Source organism: Acinetobacter sp. VT 511 (assembly GCF_001077515.1).
In the GTDB taxonomy this organism is placed as follows: domain Bacteria; phylum Pseudomonadota; class Gammaproteobacteria; order Pseudomonadales; family Moraxellaceae; genus Acinetobacter; species Acinetobacter schindleri.
Genome location: NZ_LFRE01000029.1, coordinates 1 through 16,036, shown reverse-complemented (window position 1 = coordinate 16,036; position 16,036 = coordinate 1). Strand labels below are relative to the sequence as shown.

The window sequence follows — 16,036 nt, the reverse complement described above, 5'->3', positions numbered from 1 at the left end:
TCATTGATTTTTGCAGATTTATCTGAAGCATCTAAAGTGGCTACCAGTTCGATTGGTCCTTCAAGGCGTTCTAAAAGGGTTTTTAATTGGGCTGCTGTATTTTGATCTAACATTGCTAACGTCTCCAAAGGAGTAATAATTTATTCGATGAAAGAATAATAGGATAAATTTAAAAAGAGGTAAAACAGTTTGTTTTTATACAAATGATCGTTTTTTTAGATTATTAAATAATTTTTAATATGATTTCAATACATTGGCATATAGCTATTTCATTAAACAACCATATTTCCTTTACTCCCCACGAGGGAAAACAATAAAAAGAAAAGCTCCATGACTGGAGCTTTATTCATTTAGTTCAAGCGTTGTTCAATCCGCAATGAACGTTTTTTAATGGCATTGGCCAATGCAAAGAAAATCAAACTCATCACTACAGATACGGCCAATATAATACTGATGACTACCTGAACAATATCGGTCAACTGATTGGCTTGTTGTACCTGGGTACTGACCGATTCAGCTGCCGGTGTCAGGGCCTTGCCGTATACCTGCTGTTGCATGGTCCACAGCTGCTCTGCCTTAAAACCATATTGATCAAACTGATTGTCGCTTTTCTCCGCCTCAATTAGTCGCAGTACATGCGGTCGGGCGGCTGATAAATCGGCTGGTTCATGCAATAATGCGGTCTGGGCGAGCAAATAGGACTTCACCGGTGCTTTAATATCTTCCGAATCCACTAAATAACGGGCAATATCACTGTCATTGATATTGCTGTCGTAATATACCGCCTTTTGATATGCATCATCATGATCACCATTCAGGTCGTGCTGCCAGTAGCTCAGTCCGCCCCAGATCAGGATAAAAGCAATCAACCAGCCCACAAATTTCATTACAAAGGACTGAAAACGAACATAAAAATAACGGTTTTTTTTCAGGAAGTGCACGACAAAGAATGCACCAATAAAAGAAGTAAATAATTTCAGAATCAGCCAGCCAAACCAGCTTAATAGACTAAAGAAATAGTCTGGGCTGTCACCAATACTGGCTAAATTGGCGTCGACACTAACCGGTAGATGCAATTGCTGCACTTCGGTACTGAGTCCGAAAAACCCATAGACCAGTTCCTGATGCAAAAACAGGCCAATTAAGGATGCAATACCGACGGTGGCCGTCGTGACACTAAGTAAAGTCAGGCGGTTCTGACGCTTTTTCAGTGCAACGACACCCTGCTCAATCTCACGAGGATTTACAGCATACTCATCTAATGGTGGCAAACCTGACTCCTCTAATAAATCTGGGGACAGGTGCTCAATATTATTCTGACCTGTCCGTACTTGATTCAATGACCAGATAATTCAGATTATCCTGCAAGGCTTTTAAACGTGCTGTCGCTTCAGTACGTTTCTGCATGCCTTCTTTCTGAATCTGAATCACATCATTTACTGTATTAATAAGGGTATTTTGGACATGTTCAAGTGTTTCTATGTCAATGACTGAACGCTGGTTGGCACGAGCCGTGTCGACAGAGTTCTGATGCAGCAGGTCAGCATTGCGACGTAACAGCTCATTGGTCGCATCATCAATACTATTGGCAAGCTGGACACTGTTCTTTTGTTCATGCAGGGAAATCGCCAGGCTGATCTGGTTCTTCCAGGCCGGCAAGGTAATGTTTTTAATCGCATAGAATTTGTCGACCAGCATCAGATTATTAGATTGAATAATGCGAATCATGGGCAAGGTCTGCATCGCGGATTGCTGTAATACCTGCAAATCACTGATACGTTTTTCCAGATTATTGGCCAGATGATTCAGGTCATAAATTTTCTGGGTAGTGGTCTGATCTTGTGGTAATGCTGTCAATGCAGCAATATCCTGCTGTAATTCATGTTCACGGATGCGCCCTGCAGCAATATGAATGCCCAGCTGCTTATATTCATCCTGCACACCATCGAACATTTTATCTAAAGTCGATACACGTGCTTTCAAGCCAGATTGTGAAGTCTCAATTTCTTTAACCAGTACATCAATCTGTTCTTTGGTGGTATTAAAATGAGTATCAAAATTCTGTTTGGCACCTTTGAATTTATTAAGCAGATTACCGAAGAAACCTGAGGTTTTATTTTTGCTCAGAATACTGGAAGCATTCAGCTGCTGTGCCACCTGAACCACCTGATTCAGTTTCTGACCTGTTGTATCCAGATCCCGGTTTTGAACCAGATTGAGCAGTTCATCAGTATAGGTCGCAGTCTTGCTGGCAATATTCTTGCCGTATTCTGCAACAGCATTATGACTCATTTCCTGCAATTCCTTGCGCACTGCCAGCACTTCCTGAAAATCCTCAGGCTGTAAACCCAGTTCTTTCAGGTCCATTTGCTGAAATTTCTGTTCAGCAATTTCATTGTCTTTTTTGACAGGCAGATTCACAGTATCAGGATTGGTCATAGTTCACCTTATCTTGTTATATTTTCGAGGGTTTTTCGAGCGATTTTCTTAACGTTTTAATCAGATTTTCCCGACTATTATCAAGTTTTTCCAGATCACTTGTCGAGTGTTTACTGTTGCTTTGTTTGACATGATATTGCCAGGCCGGAATCAATACCTGCTGTGCTTCCTTAAACCGGTCCAGCAGGCTAAAGGAAAGCTGTTGGGACAGTTGCATCTGGGTAATGGCAATATCATTACTGGCTTGCAGGGTTTTTAAGGTATGGATTTTCTTGGATAAACGTTCTGAGAAATTATCCAGCGGATGCTGGTTTTTCACAAACTGTGGATATTCCTGCAGAAATTCTTCTGCGGCCAGAATATGTTTAGCCATCTGTTCACGTAAACCTGTGAGCTGTTGGAAGCGTGACTGGGATTTCTGGATTTCAATCTGTAGTTTACGGCTGAGATGACTGGCCTGATCGAGCAAACGATCCAGATTTTTATAATACTCAACCTGACTGGAGCCATAATCCAGATCAATTCCTAGCCATTTTTGCAAGGCATTAAACTTGCGCTGTTTCAGATATTTTTTGGAATCTGCCAGCGCCTGAATAATTTTTTCAATGGTCTGGCTGAGCTGTTGGGTCAGTTGCGGATCAACCCCATTTAACAGGACTGCCTGGGCTTGAATCAACTGATCGGCATAATGATTCAACCTGTACTGATCACTGAGCAAAGGGACAAGCTCATTACGCTTGATGCTTAAAATCTCACTCGGATCTGCTGCAATATCCTGGATCGGGATCAAAACATCTATCTGTGACATAGCCCTTTAAACTCAGTTGAACCGATTTTTATAGTACGTGGTTTCCTTCAACATAACATGTAGCATTTTGCAAAGGAAAGCATTTAAGGCATAGAATTTTTTATATAAGTTAAAGATATTGTTGGCTTTAAGCTTTAGTTATCTTAATAAAATTACAAAATACCAAAACCAAATAGAAAAGCCCCACTGATATGAGGCTTTTCTATTATGCAAGAGATCAGAACGACTTTATAAATAGTCCCCTTCACGTTCTGGCTGATACAGCACCTTTTCTATTTTGACTTTCATCATTTCACCGTCTGGCTGCGGCCATTCAATGGTTTCCCCTTCCGCCAGCCCAAGGATCGCGGCACCGACAGGCGCTACAATATTCAGCTGTCCCGGCTCACCTCTGAACTCATGCGGATAGACCAGCGTAATTTCTTTAGTCTGGTTAGCAATTGTGACCAAGGCGCGTGCATGCATGGTAACGATATTGGCAGGAATATCTTGAGGTTTAACTACCTCTGCCCGTGCCAGTTCATCCTCTAGCTGCTGCATGGTTGGAGTCAGCTTGGGTTGATTTTCAAGCATAGTCTCCAGACGGTTCAGATCCTGTTCCGACAAAATAAGCTTGGTTTTTTGCATGCACTCTCTCCTGATCGAGCATTTCAATGAATCTTCATAAACAGATTAAAATTAAATTCTTGATTTAAAAAATATTTGCAATATATTTAAAACTAAAATAACAAAATAAAAAGAAGAATAAGATGGCATTTGCACAATCTACTTCAACATACAGTAGCACGAATTTCATGCAAGGTCTGCGTGCTCAGCTGCATCATCCGGATTCGGAACGTACCTTTTATGTCAGTCAGGCATTAAAGACCATTAACTTTGATAATAGTCCGGAAAGTCTGCTTCGTCTTGATCAATTTTTTCAGGCATTTAAGAAGCATTTAGGAATTTTGACAGCTGACTTTAACAAGACCATTCAAAAGCTGAATACTGTGCTCTTGATCACCAGCCAGATCCGTTATTTTATCAGTTCTGAATTGAACTGTACTGAACATTGGCTAAGCCTTGAAGAACTCCAGATGGTGGCTTTAATACCAGGTACCGAGTTTGCCAATTCACAATATTACTATGGCTTGGAGCTTCATGGGCAGATCGTATTTCCGATTGATTATGTTTTGAAGCATTTTTCAAGTATGGAAATGAACACCAGTATCAGTGCAGATATTCAGAGCTTTATTTTTAATTATCGACATCCACAAGCCATAGATCAATATGATTACTCTACTGTATTCCGAATTTAAAGCATAAGCTGTGAAAGCAGATTTTTTGAGCTTGTTGATCGCGATTGATTATTAAGTAAACAAGCTATTTAGTTGATTGAATTAAAAAATAAAAAATAAAAAAAGCCCCCAGATCGGGAGCTTTTTTCTGCTTCAGCTACAATTATTTAGCATATACAGGGAATTTTGCACATACAGCTGCAACTTTTTCTTTAACCGCAGCGATCACAGCTTCTTCGCCTTTGCTGTCCAGGATGTCAGCGATCCAGCCAGCAAGTTCACGTACTTCAGCTTCGCCAAAACCACGAGTGGTTACTGCAGGTGTACCAATACGGATACCAGAAGTGACGAATGGAGAACGTGGGTCGTTTGGTACAGAGTTTTTGTTCACAGTGATGTGAGCAGCACCTAACCAAGCATCAGCGTCTTTACCAGTAATGTCTTGTTTGATCAGAGACAACAAGAACAGATGGTTCTTTGTACCGCCAGAAACAACGTCATAACCGCGTTCAATCAGAACTTCAGCCATTGCTTGCGCATTCTTCACAACTTGTTGTTGGTAAGCTTTATATTCAGGTGCCATTGCTTCTTTGAAGCAGATCGCTTTAGCAGCAACCGCGTGAACCAGAGGACCACCTTGGTTACCTGGGAATACAGCTGATTGAAGTTTTTTCTCGATTTCTTCGTTTGCTTTTGCAAGGATCAAACCTGAACGTGGACCACGAAGTGTTTTGTGAGTCGTTGTCGTGGTTACGTCAGCAATTTGAACTGGGCTTGGGTAAACGCCAGCAGCAACCAGGCCAGCCACGTGAGCCATATCAACAAACAGGTACGCGCCTACTTTGTCTGCGATTTCACGGAAACGTTGCCAATCTACAATTTGGCTGTACGCAGAGAAACCAGCCACGATCATACGTGGTTTATGTTCAACTGCCAGACGTTCAACTTCTTCGTAATCGATCTCACCAGTTTCCGGGTTTAGACCGTATTGAATCGCGTTATAAGTTTTACCAGAGAAGCTTACTTTCGCACCGTGAGTCAAGTGACCACCGTGAGCCAGGCTCATACCCAATACTGTATCGCCTGGGTTAAGAAGCGCCAGATAAACTGCAGAGTTTGCCTGAGAACCAGCATGTGGCTGAACGTTAGCATAATCAGCACCAAATAATTCTTTAGCACGGTCAATTGCCAATTGTTCAATGACATCTACATATTCACAACCGCCATAGTAGCGTTTGCCTGGGTAGCCTTCTGCATATTTGTTAGTGAGTTTTGATCCTTGAGCTTCCATTACTGCTGGTGAGCAATAGTTTTCAGAAGCGATCAACTCGATGTGCGCTTCTTGGCGAGCATCTTCGTTAGAGATTGCTTGAGCGATTTCTGGATCAAATTCAGCAATAGAGATATTGGCAAACATTAGCGAGGTCCTATTAAATTAGGGCTTTTAAGCCGTGCTAAGATTGGCGCGTATTGTAGCATGAACTTTGCTATTTTCGACTAGGAACTTTATCCAGTTTGCAATAAAAATAGCTCATGCTTAAAAAAACATGAGCTATATAGATAAAAATAAGTTATTGAATTGGCATTAGAGATTTTACATCTTCAATAATATTAGGAATATTCGATGTATAGACACTGCTGTGATCCCATGAATTGTTCGTAATATATCCTAATGAGGTTTGTTTCTGATTTGCTGATCTAACTAAAACATCTGTTGCAGCTTTTGGAACAGTCTTATCTGCCCCTCCCTGATAAATAATTACTGGTGTAGTCACTTTTACCTGTAAAGGCTGAGAATCTTTTTCGAGGAAGGTTTTGACCACTGGGATACTCATAAAATTAGCTTGAGTACGCGGGTATCCTTCTAAGGTTTTTTTATCGTTAAGATAAATTCCCATTTCGTTACCGAATTTTCCGCCCAATACTTCATAACAATCTGATTCAGCATTCTTGGCAATGTCGTCCGTTGGATTTTGAAATACTTGACTATATTGCAGATTCGGGTTCGGATTACGCAATCCAGCTACAATCAGTGCAGTAAAAGTATCTAAAGAGGCTAAAGTTTCAATTTTTTTATTCAGATTTGTTTCCTGTCCAGCTTGAGCCTCACCACCTGCCAAAATCAAACTGAAATTAGAAGCAGGTGCTAAAGCTACCGTACCTTTATAAGTCATTTGAGATGCACGTGCTGCATATTGAGCAGCACCTAAAGCCGCTTGACCACCTTGAGAATGTCCGACAGCCATCCATTGATTAGAAGCTTCCGATCCTAAATAGTCTTTTGCAGCTACCACTGCATCGGTAATTGAATAGGCTTCACTCTTAAGATTAAGGAAAGGATGAAGTTCTGTGCCACTCGGCTCTCCTAAGCCTTCATAATCAGGTGCAACGACAATGTATCCAGCCTTAAGGAGACCAGTAATCATATTCGTGATGTCATTATTAAGCTGATTTTTACTTGGCGCACACTGATCAGCCACACCGGTCGTACCATGTGCCCATGCAACTATCGGCCAACCTTTCGCAGGAGGTGTTCCTTTTGGAGTGAAAACCAGTGCCGTTGCCTGGGTTTCGTTATTATTGATACCTAACATCTTATAAGTCATAACCACGCTTTCATCGGCAACAGCAGTCAGGTCCGTTTCGGTATAAGCCACAGGCGTTGCTACAACTGGATTGGCAATATTATTTACTGGAATAGCGGGTTTGGACTCATAATTACCATCATCATCACTATCATTACACGCAGTTAAAGCTACGCTTAGGGCGAGTAGAGAACCAGTCAATACATGACGTTTCATCGATCTTATCCTTGTCTTAATTATTGTCTCTTATGATTTTTATAGTTTTATCAAATGATAAAACTAGAGATTAATTTCCCAATTTATTGTATTAATGGCAAGAGATTATTTTGTTATTTATCTAACAAATACAGCCCAAGTTTCGATTGATTTCGGCATAATAATCTTAAGCTATTGAAATAATTACAAAAACTACAAAAACCTTTATTTATTAGTTCAGTTTAAAAATATTCTGTATCAGTCAAAAAGCCTTCAATTAAAAGTAAAAATCAGGCATTCCAATTGTCAGTAGTGAAATAATAATGTTAGATTTTAATCCTCACCTTTTTCAGGCAAATTTTCGTCATGCAGGCCATCATTCTCGACACTGAAACCCATACACTAAACGGTCAGCCGATTGAAATTGCGTATGCGCCTGTGGACATTCTGGACCATAAAATCAGCTTGGATAAAAGCCGACTGTTTGATCAGCTCTATAGCTGTGATGAACCGATTTCTTTTGCAGCCATGGCCGTGCACCATATTCTGGAATCAGATCTGGAAGGACAACCACATTACAGCAGTTTCGAACTTCCACAGGAAACCACTTATATTATTGGTCATAATATTGATTACGATATTCGAGCCTTAGAAAAATGCGGTGTAAATTCATCTAATATTAAAGCGATTTGTACGCTCGCTTTGGCTCGTCGCGTATGGCCAGATGCTGTGGCCCACAATATCTCTGCCCTGATTTATATGATTACCCGTGGCAGTGACCGTGCCCGTGAAATGATCCGTAAAGCGCATCGTGCCGATATGGATATTATTCTGACCGCAAATATCCTGATGCATATTGTGCATCACCTGAAAATCAGCAGTATTGAAGAACTATATGAAGCTTCTGAAGATGCACGTATTCCACGTACCATCAATTTTGGTAAGCATCGTGGCACTGCGATTGCTGAACTGCCTGCTGACTATGTGCAATGGCTGCTTCGTCAGGAGGATCTCGATCCTTATCTGCGTAAGGCTTTAGAAAATACTGCAATTACAACACTTTAATTTTAAGCAAATTTAACAACATCTTCATATTAGTGTAATTTTTTCATATTAGCATCTACCTGAATTCTGTATATAAGGCATTTAGGTATGATGCGCTATTCAAAAACTGCAAAGGGTCTACATGTTCTTCAACATCGTAATGTCGAGCTTAATGCACGTCAAAGACGTCTTTTGGTTTTAATTGGCACTGAAGATTTTGATTTACTCACACCTCAGTTTAAAGCGCGTATTGCACCACATGATTTGCTGCAACAATTATGTGATATAGGACTGATTGAAATACAAGAGTTAGAGACTTCAAATGCAGTATTCGGTACAGAGTCAGCACAGACTTCAGCGCCTACTAATAACTCAGTAAAAGCTTCATTTCCACACTTTCCTGAATCAAATATTCAGACTTCAATCACCCGTCCTGCCTCATCTGCCGATCTTGAAGCGCCGATTACTACGACATTAGTTGCCACGATCCACGTGCCTGACGTACCTGCTGACATCCCCTATATAACACTCAACCAAGAACAAATACGCAGCTTGATGCTAGACAGTTTAAAAAAATACTGTGGCTTATTGGCCAAACAACACATTCAAAATATTGCTCAGGCACCAGATATCAATGCCTTAAAAGTCTGTCAGGTACAATGGTTGACACTTCTCCAGGAAAGCCGCATGCCTTCACAAGAGTTAAACCAACTGTTCAAGCAAATTAGCCATGCTTTATCCATGCTGCGTGCTCAGGCTTAAAACCTTTCATAGATTCAGTCTTTTTAAGTCTAGTTTAAGTTTAAAGATGAATAAATCCAGCCAAGAATTTTTATTAATTAATTGAAAAATATAATTTTAATTCATACAAAAGTAGTTATATTCATTTACTTTCGACTATAGATGCATAGCTATATTAAGGATTTAAAGCCATATAGAATGTATTATTTTTTATTCTTCCCACGCTTATGCAATACTATCTTGAATTCGATGCTTTTGATAATCCCATGCAACTGAGCAAGGTGGGAAACTGGGTCATTACTTTTGTCAGTGCTGCCGATGAACTAGAACATATTCAGTTGGCGATCACGTATGTCTTGCCTCGCCAGATCAGTGATGCGCTGCAACCACGTCGCATACTGATTGAGAAAACTGCCTATGAACATCAATGGCTGATTCAGACGATTGAATGCTTTGACAGCAAGACCAATCAGGAAGTACAAATTGCAGCTGCAGATGCATTGGGACAACAAACGCTTCAGCAGATTCTGGAAGAATTTGGTCGTTATGATGTGAATGTCACTCTAAAAAGTTTTTAAGTTTAAGCTCGTTGACAAGTTATTAACTCAATGCTTGAACTATCTACTATTCAGGCATTGAGTTAAAAATCGCGTTAAGCTAAGTGCATAATAATAGATAAGAATAGAATCTAAATTATGCGATATGCTCATCAACATAACACTCAAGCCCTCGTCCTATTTCAGCTTCACCAAAATATAGAAGAATGCCTGAATGCTTTTAATTTGAAGTCTCAAAGTCGCCAGCTCAGGCTTCAACCCGATCCTCTGTCTCAAGAATATATCCTTATACAAAAACATGACTTAGGACAGGTATGCCAACAAATCCGTATAAACCGTAGCGAAGTATCTGATCCTTATCCCTTAGTTCGTTATCATCTGCTGGCATTTATTTTTAATCAGTTAATCTGAAACAATAGGATTTAAAAAAATAGCCCATCCTTAGATGAGCTATAGCTTCTATATTTCCAGACTTAACTGAAAAATAGTTTCCTATTTTGGCTCCATAACACGATAAATACAGTCTGTTTGCTCACTGGCAAATAGTAATTCAATCGTTGGTCGGATAATTTCATCGTCCACCACAATGTATTCAACTTGCTGTTCTAAACGTTGGGAAGGATCTCTATGCTGGGCACCGGCGCGCAATAATGCTTTTACATCAAGGATTTTTCCATACTGGTTTTTGACTTGCACATTAATCATCTCTTTTGTCATTGCGGTACCCTCCTTTTAATTTGGATTTATTAATTCTGATCTTCTAAATTCTTATAACATATTTATTTAAAAGGCTTTCAAACGAATATGTAAGATTTTTTAGCAGGATATTATTCCGGCATAAGATGCATTGCAAAACCAAATGAATAGTTTGTTGCTACTCCCTTAATCGCACAGACAAAACTAAAAACCAGACATTAAAAAGCCCGCATCGCTGCGGGCTCTGTGTTGGATGGCTAGTGCTAGATTTATTGCCTGAATCGAAATTCGAGCTCAACTAACTGTCATTGATCCGTCCAACTTATTGGTAGCGTCGTCGCATGGTTTTTTGACCTACCGTAAGCTTAATATAGGCTGCACCTGATAGTGGTGCAAGTCCTGATTACATTTTTAAAAGTAGATTCATACAATTTTTCAATTGTGATTTTCATAAAATCCGCTAGGCTTGCAGACTTCTGAATTTATTCATTTCAGCGCAAAATACACTGTCTTTTCTATCCAATGCTCAGTCATGATCTGGCAACCTATTCTTAGTGATTTGTATCGCTATTGCGGTAATACCTCAGCAAAATCTCTGATTAAAAACTACCTATTTAACCACGGTTTTAATTTTAGCTTCTGGTTGCGTCTGGCCTCTTCCAATTCATTTATTGCGAAATTGGCCTACCCTATTTTTTATTATAAGAAAAAGAAATACGGCATCGACATTCATTGCAGTACGCAAATTGGTTATGGATTATATATCGGCCATGGTGGACCTGTAGTAGTGAACCCCACTACAATCATTGGTAACAATGTAAATCTGTCACAATTTACGACCATTGGTGCCAATGGCGGGAAACAGGCAGCCTATATCGGCGATAATGTTTATATTGGGCCGAATGTCTGCATTATTGATAATGTCAAAATTGGCAACAATGCCACGATCGGTGCTGGTAGTGTGGTCACTAAAGACATTCCTGAAAATGCCACAGCCGTGGGAAATTATGCCAAAGTGATTCATTATAATAATGCAGGTAACTCCGTAAACCGCCGCTGGCCGCCTGGTGAAAAATAAAGAAGTTCATCTGAAATAAATAATGAATCCAGTTATCAAACCTAAAAATTTATAAGAATTTTAATCATCTGGATAGGTTTTGTGACGCTCATTTGGATTGCATTTGAACAGAATGCATTTGTGGATAAAAAGATGTAGATACGAGCTGATTGATTTAAATTATACAGCCTAAAAAAACTCCCTCAATTTGAGGGAGTTTTTTTTTGACTTGGCTGTTTTAACCTGGAATCATTTCTGATACTGGTTCACGCGCCCAAACACGATGTTTCATAATCAGTTGCTTTAATTCCATAGCGACTGATTTGAAGTCTTGATGTGAAAGCGTGCCTTCATCAGCGACCAGGCCTAAAGTATTGATCAGGTCAGCTTTTTCACCCAAGAGCACAATTGGCTTTAAGTGTACGTAAGCTTCAATGATGTAGTGTTTAGCCGTGCCGTCTTTCAACACCTGGTCATAATTATCACCATCGACCATAACAACGGCGTCATAAAGTACTGATGGCTCACCTCGTTGCATACCATCTGCCATTACTTCTGCACCATTGCTACTCAATACAGGTGCAGGTGTCGGGGCGAGTACCTCAGCAATGGCACTTTCCTCCTTGGCCCAAGCTAATACCGCATCCACATTCGCCTGATTAACCTTGTCATGCACTAGAACAGCAATTTTCTTGCCCTTGATATCGGGCGCCGGGAAGGCTTCCAGAGAAATGCGTTTAGATGGCGTTACTTCCGGCAATTCCACATTCAGTTTTTCTGGCGGAATTACAATCCCCAGTTTGGTTGCCACCTGCTGAGCCAGATCCAGATCGATATTGCACAGAATTTCTAGCACTTCACGTTCACGGATATACAAACGTTGCACCTTGCTCAGCTCAAAAACATAAGCATTCACCACATGACGTTGTTCATATGGCGTCAGACTGCGGTAATACAATCGTGCCTGGGTAAAGTGGTCACTAAATGATGGACTACGCTCACGAATCTTACGTCCGTCAATACGCTCGGCATAACTTTCGAAACCACCATTCGACGCTGCCGGTGTGGTTTCCGTTGGCCAGTTATTATCGATAGAATTTGGTTCATAAGAGGCCTGTCCACGATGGATCGCACGCTGATGATAACCATCACGCTGATTATTATGGAATGGGCAAACTGGCTGGTTGATTGGAATCTGGTGGAAGTTTGGTCCACCCAGACGAATCAACTGTGTATCGGTATAGGAGAACACACGTGCCTGTAGTAATGGGTCATTCGAGAAATCAATCCCCGGTACAATATGTGCCGGACAGAAGGCCACCTGCTCGGTTTCTGCAAAGAAGTTTTCCACATTACGGTTAAGTACAAAGCTACCGATTGGTGTAACCGGTACAAGCTCTTCAGGAATGAGTTTAGTTGCATCCAGCAGGTCAAAATCAAACTTGTGCTCATCGGCTTCAGGTACGATCTGTACACCTAGTTCCCATTCCGGATAATTGCCTGAATCAATTGCATCATACAAATCACGACGGTGAAAATCTGGGTCACGACCTGCCAGTTTTTGTGCCTCATCCCAAGTCAGCTGGGTCAGACCTTGTTTTGGTGTCCAGTGGAATTTAACAAAGACTGCTTCACCATCCGCATTGATCATACGGAAAGTATTGACACCGAAGCCTTGAATTGAACGGAAGTTACGTGGAATAGCACGGTCAGACATTGCCCACATCACCGCATGGGCAGTTTCAGGTACGAGAGAAACGAAATCCCAGAATGTATCATGCGCAGTCTGTACAGTAGGAATCTCGGTATGTGGTTCAGGCTTCATCGCATGCACGAAATCCGGGAACTTGATTCCGTCCTGGATAAAGAATACTGGCGCATTATTTCCCACCAGGTCATATACCCCTTCCTGAGTATAGAACTTCATCGCAAAACCGCGAATATCACGTACTGTATCCGCTGAACCTCGTGGACCCTTTACGGTAGAAAAGCGCACAAACATAGGAGTCTCGCGCTCAGTATCGGTCAGGAATCCAGCCTTGGTAAAGCGCTCATTGCCAGGATAAGCCTTAAATACACCATGTGCTGCCACACCACGGGCATGCACAATACGTTCAGGAATACGCTCATGGTCAAAATGCGTCATTTTTTCCTGAAAGATAAAGTCTTCCAGCAAAGTTCCACCACGAGTACCAGCTTTCAGGCTATTCTGGTTATCAGAAATTTTCACCCCCTGGTTGGTGGTCAGAGCCTGCCCAGTTGCATCACGACGGTATGCATCAAGCTGGGCATTCTTCTCATTATGATTTTTCAAATCCGGACGATCAGTACCTGCTAGCTCACTCTTGGTCTCTTTCATGTGACTTCCTTATTATTACCCTTTTGATAAAAAACAAATTTGGCTTTAAGCTTTTGTTTTTTATCTTCTATTATTTAAATGACGGCGATTGTTCACTCACATTCAAAGGAGTTATATCGCTTATTAGGCGCCTTTCTAAAATACTATGGGGCATACATGGAAGCTGTAGCGCTTTGTGACACCGTGTATAGATCAGTTAATGTTTAAGGAGAAGTCTGTATTCAGCAAATGCTACGTAGCGACTTTAGATAGCTTCAAGCAGGACTTAAGACGATTAATAAACTATACATGAACAATATCTTATTAATTATTTATATAATATTTTAAATTTTTACTGAATATTTTGATATAAAGTGTATGATGAATATCAAATACAAAGTATTGTTATTCTATTTTCTTTAAGTATCGTCGTTTTTAATTATTTTATAAGCATTCGTTTTTTCAGATCATCATTTCAATTCTTTCCTATTCTCAGCATATTTTCGTTTATTTAATTCGAAAAATACTAAAATCAAAAGGTTATTTTATGTCTAATACAGTTACTGGCACAGTAAAATGGTTCAACGAAACTAAAGGTTTTGGCTTTATTCAACAAGAATCAGGTCCAGACGTTTTTGCTCATTTCCGAGAAATTAGCAGTTCAGGTTTCAAAACTTTATTTGAAGGTCAACAGGTTTCTTTCAGCATTGTTGAAGGTCAAAAAGGTCCTAATGCTGTGAATATTGTCGCTCTTTAATCGACAACATTCATTAGAGGGAGCCTGCAAATCAGGCTCCCTCTCATTTTTTGAAATCCCTAGTTTTATTCTATTTTCAAAAATAGAAGAAACATTAAAATAATAGGTAACACAATGAATCAATTTAATAATTTAATTGCTAAAGCAGCCAATGGCACTGAAATCCTGGTTTCTCTCATTCCATTAAATAAACAGCAAAATACCCGCCAAGGCTTTAAATGGGTCGAAGTTGGTAAGAAAGTTCTTTTACAGTCAGGTCTTGAAGTCGACTTAAATATGGACGGTCGGTCTTTTTATGCTCAAAGTAATGAGCTATTTAAGTTTAAAGAGAGAATCATGTAATTCTTTACTTGCATTAAAAAAAGATGCACCTGAATCCTGATCTATTTTTAATCAAAGATAGCGATAAAAAAATTTTACGAGGAAGTGTCTTATAGAGGACTTCCTTTTTTTATATTTTGAATTTTTAATTTATTCTGAGTAATAACTTACCATTAATGACTATTCTGTTTATTAAAAAAACATCTTCTATATAAGATCTATTTCATAAATCAAAAAATGATCGTTATTATTTATATTTAAATGGATATTGAAAGTTCCGTCTCCCTTTAGGATGAGAAGTATTACTTCGCAAGAGGATAAAGGATTTCTTAGATATAACTTCTCCTTTGCGCAGCAGTGCTGCTTGTATCTTGATTGATATAGTGATTAGCTACCACTATACGCAAGTTGTAGATTCCAGCGATTAAATTGAATCTCAAACCAAGCCTTTTACCTCTATTTCGATAACGCTCAGCAAGGATTTTGAAGGTTTTCAGGCTGCCAAATACATGCTCAATTCCGATTCTTCTTTTATTGATTTCTTGATTATAGATTTTCAATTCAGGATCCAATTTACAGTGTCTTTTGGCTTTTAATGGCAACAGGCTATTCGGATACAACACATAAATCCCCTGATAGCCTTTATCTGCAAGGATAAAAGCCCCAAAAGGAATCTGGTTTAAATTGCGTTTGAACAACTCGAAATCATGCACTGCACCGCGACTGGTACATAAACTCAGAATTTGCTGAGTTTTGTAGTGAATCATGGCCTGTACTTTAAAGGTATGGGGCTTTTTCTTGCCGCTATAGCTTTTCTTCTGTTTTTTTAGGCCTTTGGATTGGAATTTCCGTGGCATCCACGATCACAACATTCCAGTCGATGCCTTCGCCCTCGGGTAAATCTTTGGGTAAATTAAACAGATTGGACCGAATTAGGCAGTCTTCAACATGACGGACAATTCTTGAGGCTGTGGGCTCTGAAACCCCGTAACTCGTCGCAACGTGAAATAAGGTTCGGTATCCCCGCCAATAGCTCAGACAGAGCAGAACCTGATCCTCCAGGCTTAACTTGGGCGGTCTGCCTTTGGCAGAGACATGCTTCTGCAATTGCTCAACCATCAAATAGAAAGTTGACCATGAGATGCCTGTGTATCGCTTGAACTGAGGATCAGAAAGCTTGTTTGAATCGATGTATTTCATCCGCAGATTATGCACGAATGC

The 16,036-nt window shown here is 40.1% G+C and carries 17 protein-coding genes and 1 pseudogene; 7 read left to right on the top strand and 11 right to left on the bottom strand.

Features of this window, described 5'->3' with window-relative positions:
- The 5 genes and pseudogenes from ACS72_RS17905 to rnk all read right to left on the bottom strand — a co-directional run.
- Positions 1–113, bottom strand: a pseudogene (locus ACS72_RS17905) (alkyl hydroperoxide reductase); the annotation flags it as partial.
- Positions 114–350: 237 nt separating this feature from the next.
- The gene (locus tag ACS72_RS01270) at positions 351–1,271 is read right to left on the bottom strand and encodes a hypothetical protein (protein ID WP_048880978.1); all 921 of its coding nucleotides are present in this window, start codon (positions 1,269–1,271) and stop codon (positions 351–353) included.
- A gap of 40 nt (positions 1,272–1,311) precedes the next feature.
- Positions 1,312–2,439: a toxic anion resistance protein gene (locus tag ACS72_RS01265; protein ID WP_008302588.1), complete on the bottom strand. Its 1,128-nt coding sequence runs from the start codon at positions 2,437–2,439 to the stop codon at positions 1,312–1,314.
- Positions 2,440–2,455: 16 nt separating this feature from the next.
- Complete coding sequence (locus ACS72_RS01260; protein WP_048880976.1) at positions 2,456–3,247, bottom strand: hypothetical protein; 792 nt, start codon at positions 3,245–3,247, stop codon at positions 2,456–2,458.
- Between the two features lie 228 nt (positions 3,248–3,475).
- Complete coding sequence (gene rnk / locus ACS72_RS01255) at positions 3,476–3,874, bottom strand: nucleoside diphosphate kinase regulator (RefSeq protein WP_048880975.1); 399 nt, start codon at positions 3,872–3,874, stop codon at positions 3,476–3,478.
- Positions 3,875–3,996: 122 nt separating this feature from the next.
- Here rnk and ACS72_RS01250 point away from each other — a divergent pair, with 122 nt between their 5' ends.
- A complete protein-coding gene (locus ACS72_RS01250; protein WP_048880974.1) occupies positions 3,997–4,545 on the top strand; it encodes a hypothetical protein in 549 nt (182 codons plus the stop codon).
- Positions 4,546–4,687: 142 nt separating this feature from the next.
- On the opposite strand, the gene glyA is transcribed toward ACS72_RS01250, so the two are convergent.
- On the bottom strand, positions 4,688–5,941 hold the full coding sequence (gene glyA, locus ACS72_RS01245) for a serine hydroxymethyltransferase (RefSeq protein ID WP_004815326.1): 1,254 nt from the start codon (positions 5,939–5,941) through the stop codon (positions 4,688–4,690).
- 154 nt (positions 5,942–6,095) lie between these two features.
- A complete protein-coding gene (locus ACS72_RS01240) occupies positions 6,096–7,325 on the bottom strand; it encodes an alpha/beta fold hydrolase (protein ID WP_008302594.1) in 1,230 nt (409 codons plus the stop codon).
- 345 nt (positions 7,326–7,670) lie between these two features.
- Here ACS72_RS01240 and ACS72_RS01235 point away from each other — a divergent pair, with 345 nt between their 5' ends.
- The 3 genes from ACS72_RS01235 (at position 7,671) to ACS72_RS01225 (ending at position 9,667) form a co-directional block, all read left to right on the top strand.
- Positions 7,671–8,369, top strand: coding sequence for a DUF3820 family protein (locus tag ACS72_RS01235; protein ID WP_008302595.1), 699 nt, complete (start codon positions 7,671–7,673; stop codon positions 8,367–8,369).
- Between the two features lie 87 nt (positions 8,370–8,456).
- Positions 8,457–9,110: a hypothetical protein gene (locus ACS72_RS01230; protein WP_008302596.1), complete on the top strand. Its 654-nt coding sequence runs from the start codon at positions 8,457–8,459 to the stop codon at positions 9,108–9,110.
- Between the two features lie 206 nt (positions 9,111–9,316).
- Positions 9,317–9,667, top strand: coding sequence for a hypothetical protein (locus tag ACS72_RS01225; protein ID WP_008302597.1), 351 nt, complete (start codon positions 9,317–9,319; stop codon positions 9,665–9,667).
- 471 nt (positions 9,668–10,138) lie between these two features.
- Here ACS72_RS01225 and ACS72_RS01215 read toward each other — a convergent pair whose 3' ends face one another.
- Positions 10,139–10,363 (bottom strand): hypothetical protein, encoded by a 225-nt coding sequence (locus ACS72_RS01215; RefSeq protein ID WP_008302599.1) that lies wholly within the window; start codon positions 10,361–10,363, stop codon positions 10,139–10,141.
- Between the two features lie 511 nt (positions 10,364–10,874).
- On the opposite strand from ACS72_RS01215, the gene ACS72_RS01210 reads away from it, so the two are divergent.
- Positions 10,875–11,420 (top strand): serine O-acetyltransferase, encoded by a 546-nt coding sequence (locus tag ACS72_RS01210; protein ID WP_048880972.1) that lies wholly within the window; start codon positions 10,875–10,877, stop codon positions 11,418–11,420.
- A 217-nt stretch (positions 11,421–11,637) separates the two neighbouring features.
- On the opposite strand, the gene katE is transcribed toward ACS72_RS01210, so the two are convergent.
- Positions 11,638–13,758, bottom strand: coding sequence for a catalase HPII (gene katE, locus ACS72_RS01205; protein WP_048880971.1), 2,121 nt, complete (start codon positions 13,756–13,758; stop codon positions 11,638–11,640).
- Between the two features lie 526 nt (positions 13,759–14,284).
- On the opposite strand from katE, the gene ACS72_RS01200 reads away from it, so the two are divergent.
- On the top strand, positions 14,285–14,494 hold the full coding sequence (locus ACS72_RS01200) for a cold-shock protein (RefSeq protein ID WP_004815299.1): 210 nt from the start codon (positions 14,285–14,287) through the stop codon (positions 14,492–14,494).
- A gap of 114 nt (positions 14,495–14,608) precedes the next feature.
- Entirely contained in the window at positions 14,609–14,836 is a 228-nt protein-coding gene (locus ACS72_RS01195) for a hypothetical protein (RefSeq protein ID WP_004815297.1), read from the top strand.
- 308 nt (positions 14,837–15,144) lie between these two features.
- Here ACS72_RS01195 and ACS72_RS18345 read toward each other — a convergent pair whose 3' ends face one another.
- Together ACS72_RS18345 and ACS72_RS01185 are read right to left on the bottom strand one after the other, a co-directional pair.
- Positions 15,145–15,672 (bottom strand): transposase, encoded by a 528-nt coding sequence (locus ACS72_RS18345; RefSeq protein ID WP_212771675.1) that lies wholly within the window; start codon positions 15,670–15,672, stop codon positions 15,145–15,147.
- Positions 15,620–16,036 (bottom strand): transposase family protein (locus ACS72_RS01185; protein ID WP_048880970.1); only part of this gene is annotated, 417 nt, incomplete at its 5' end. The genes ACS72_RS01185 and ACS72_RS18345, both read right to left, overlap by 53 nt.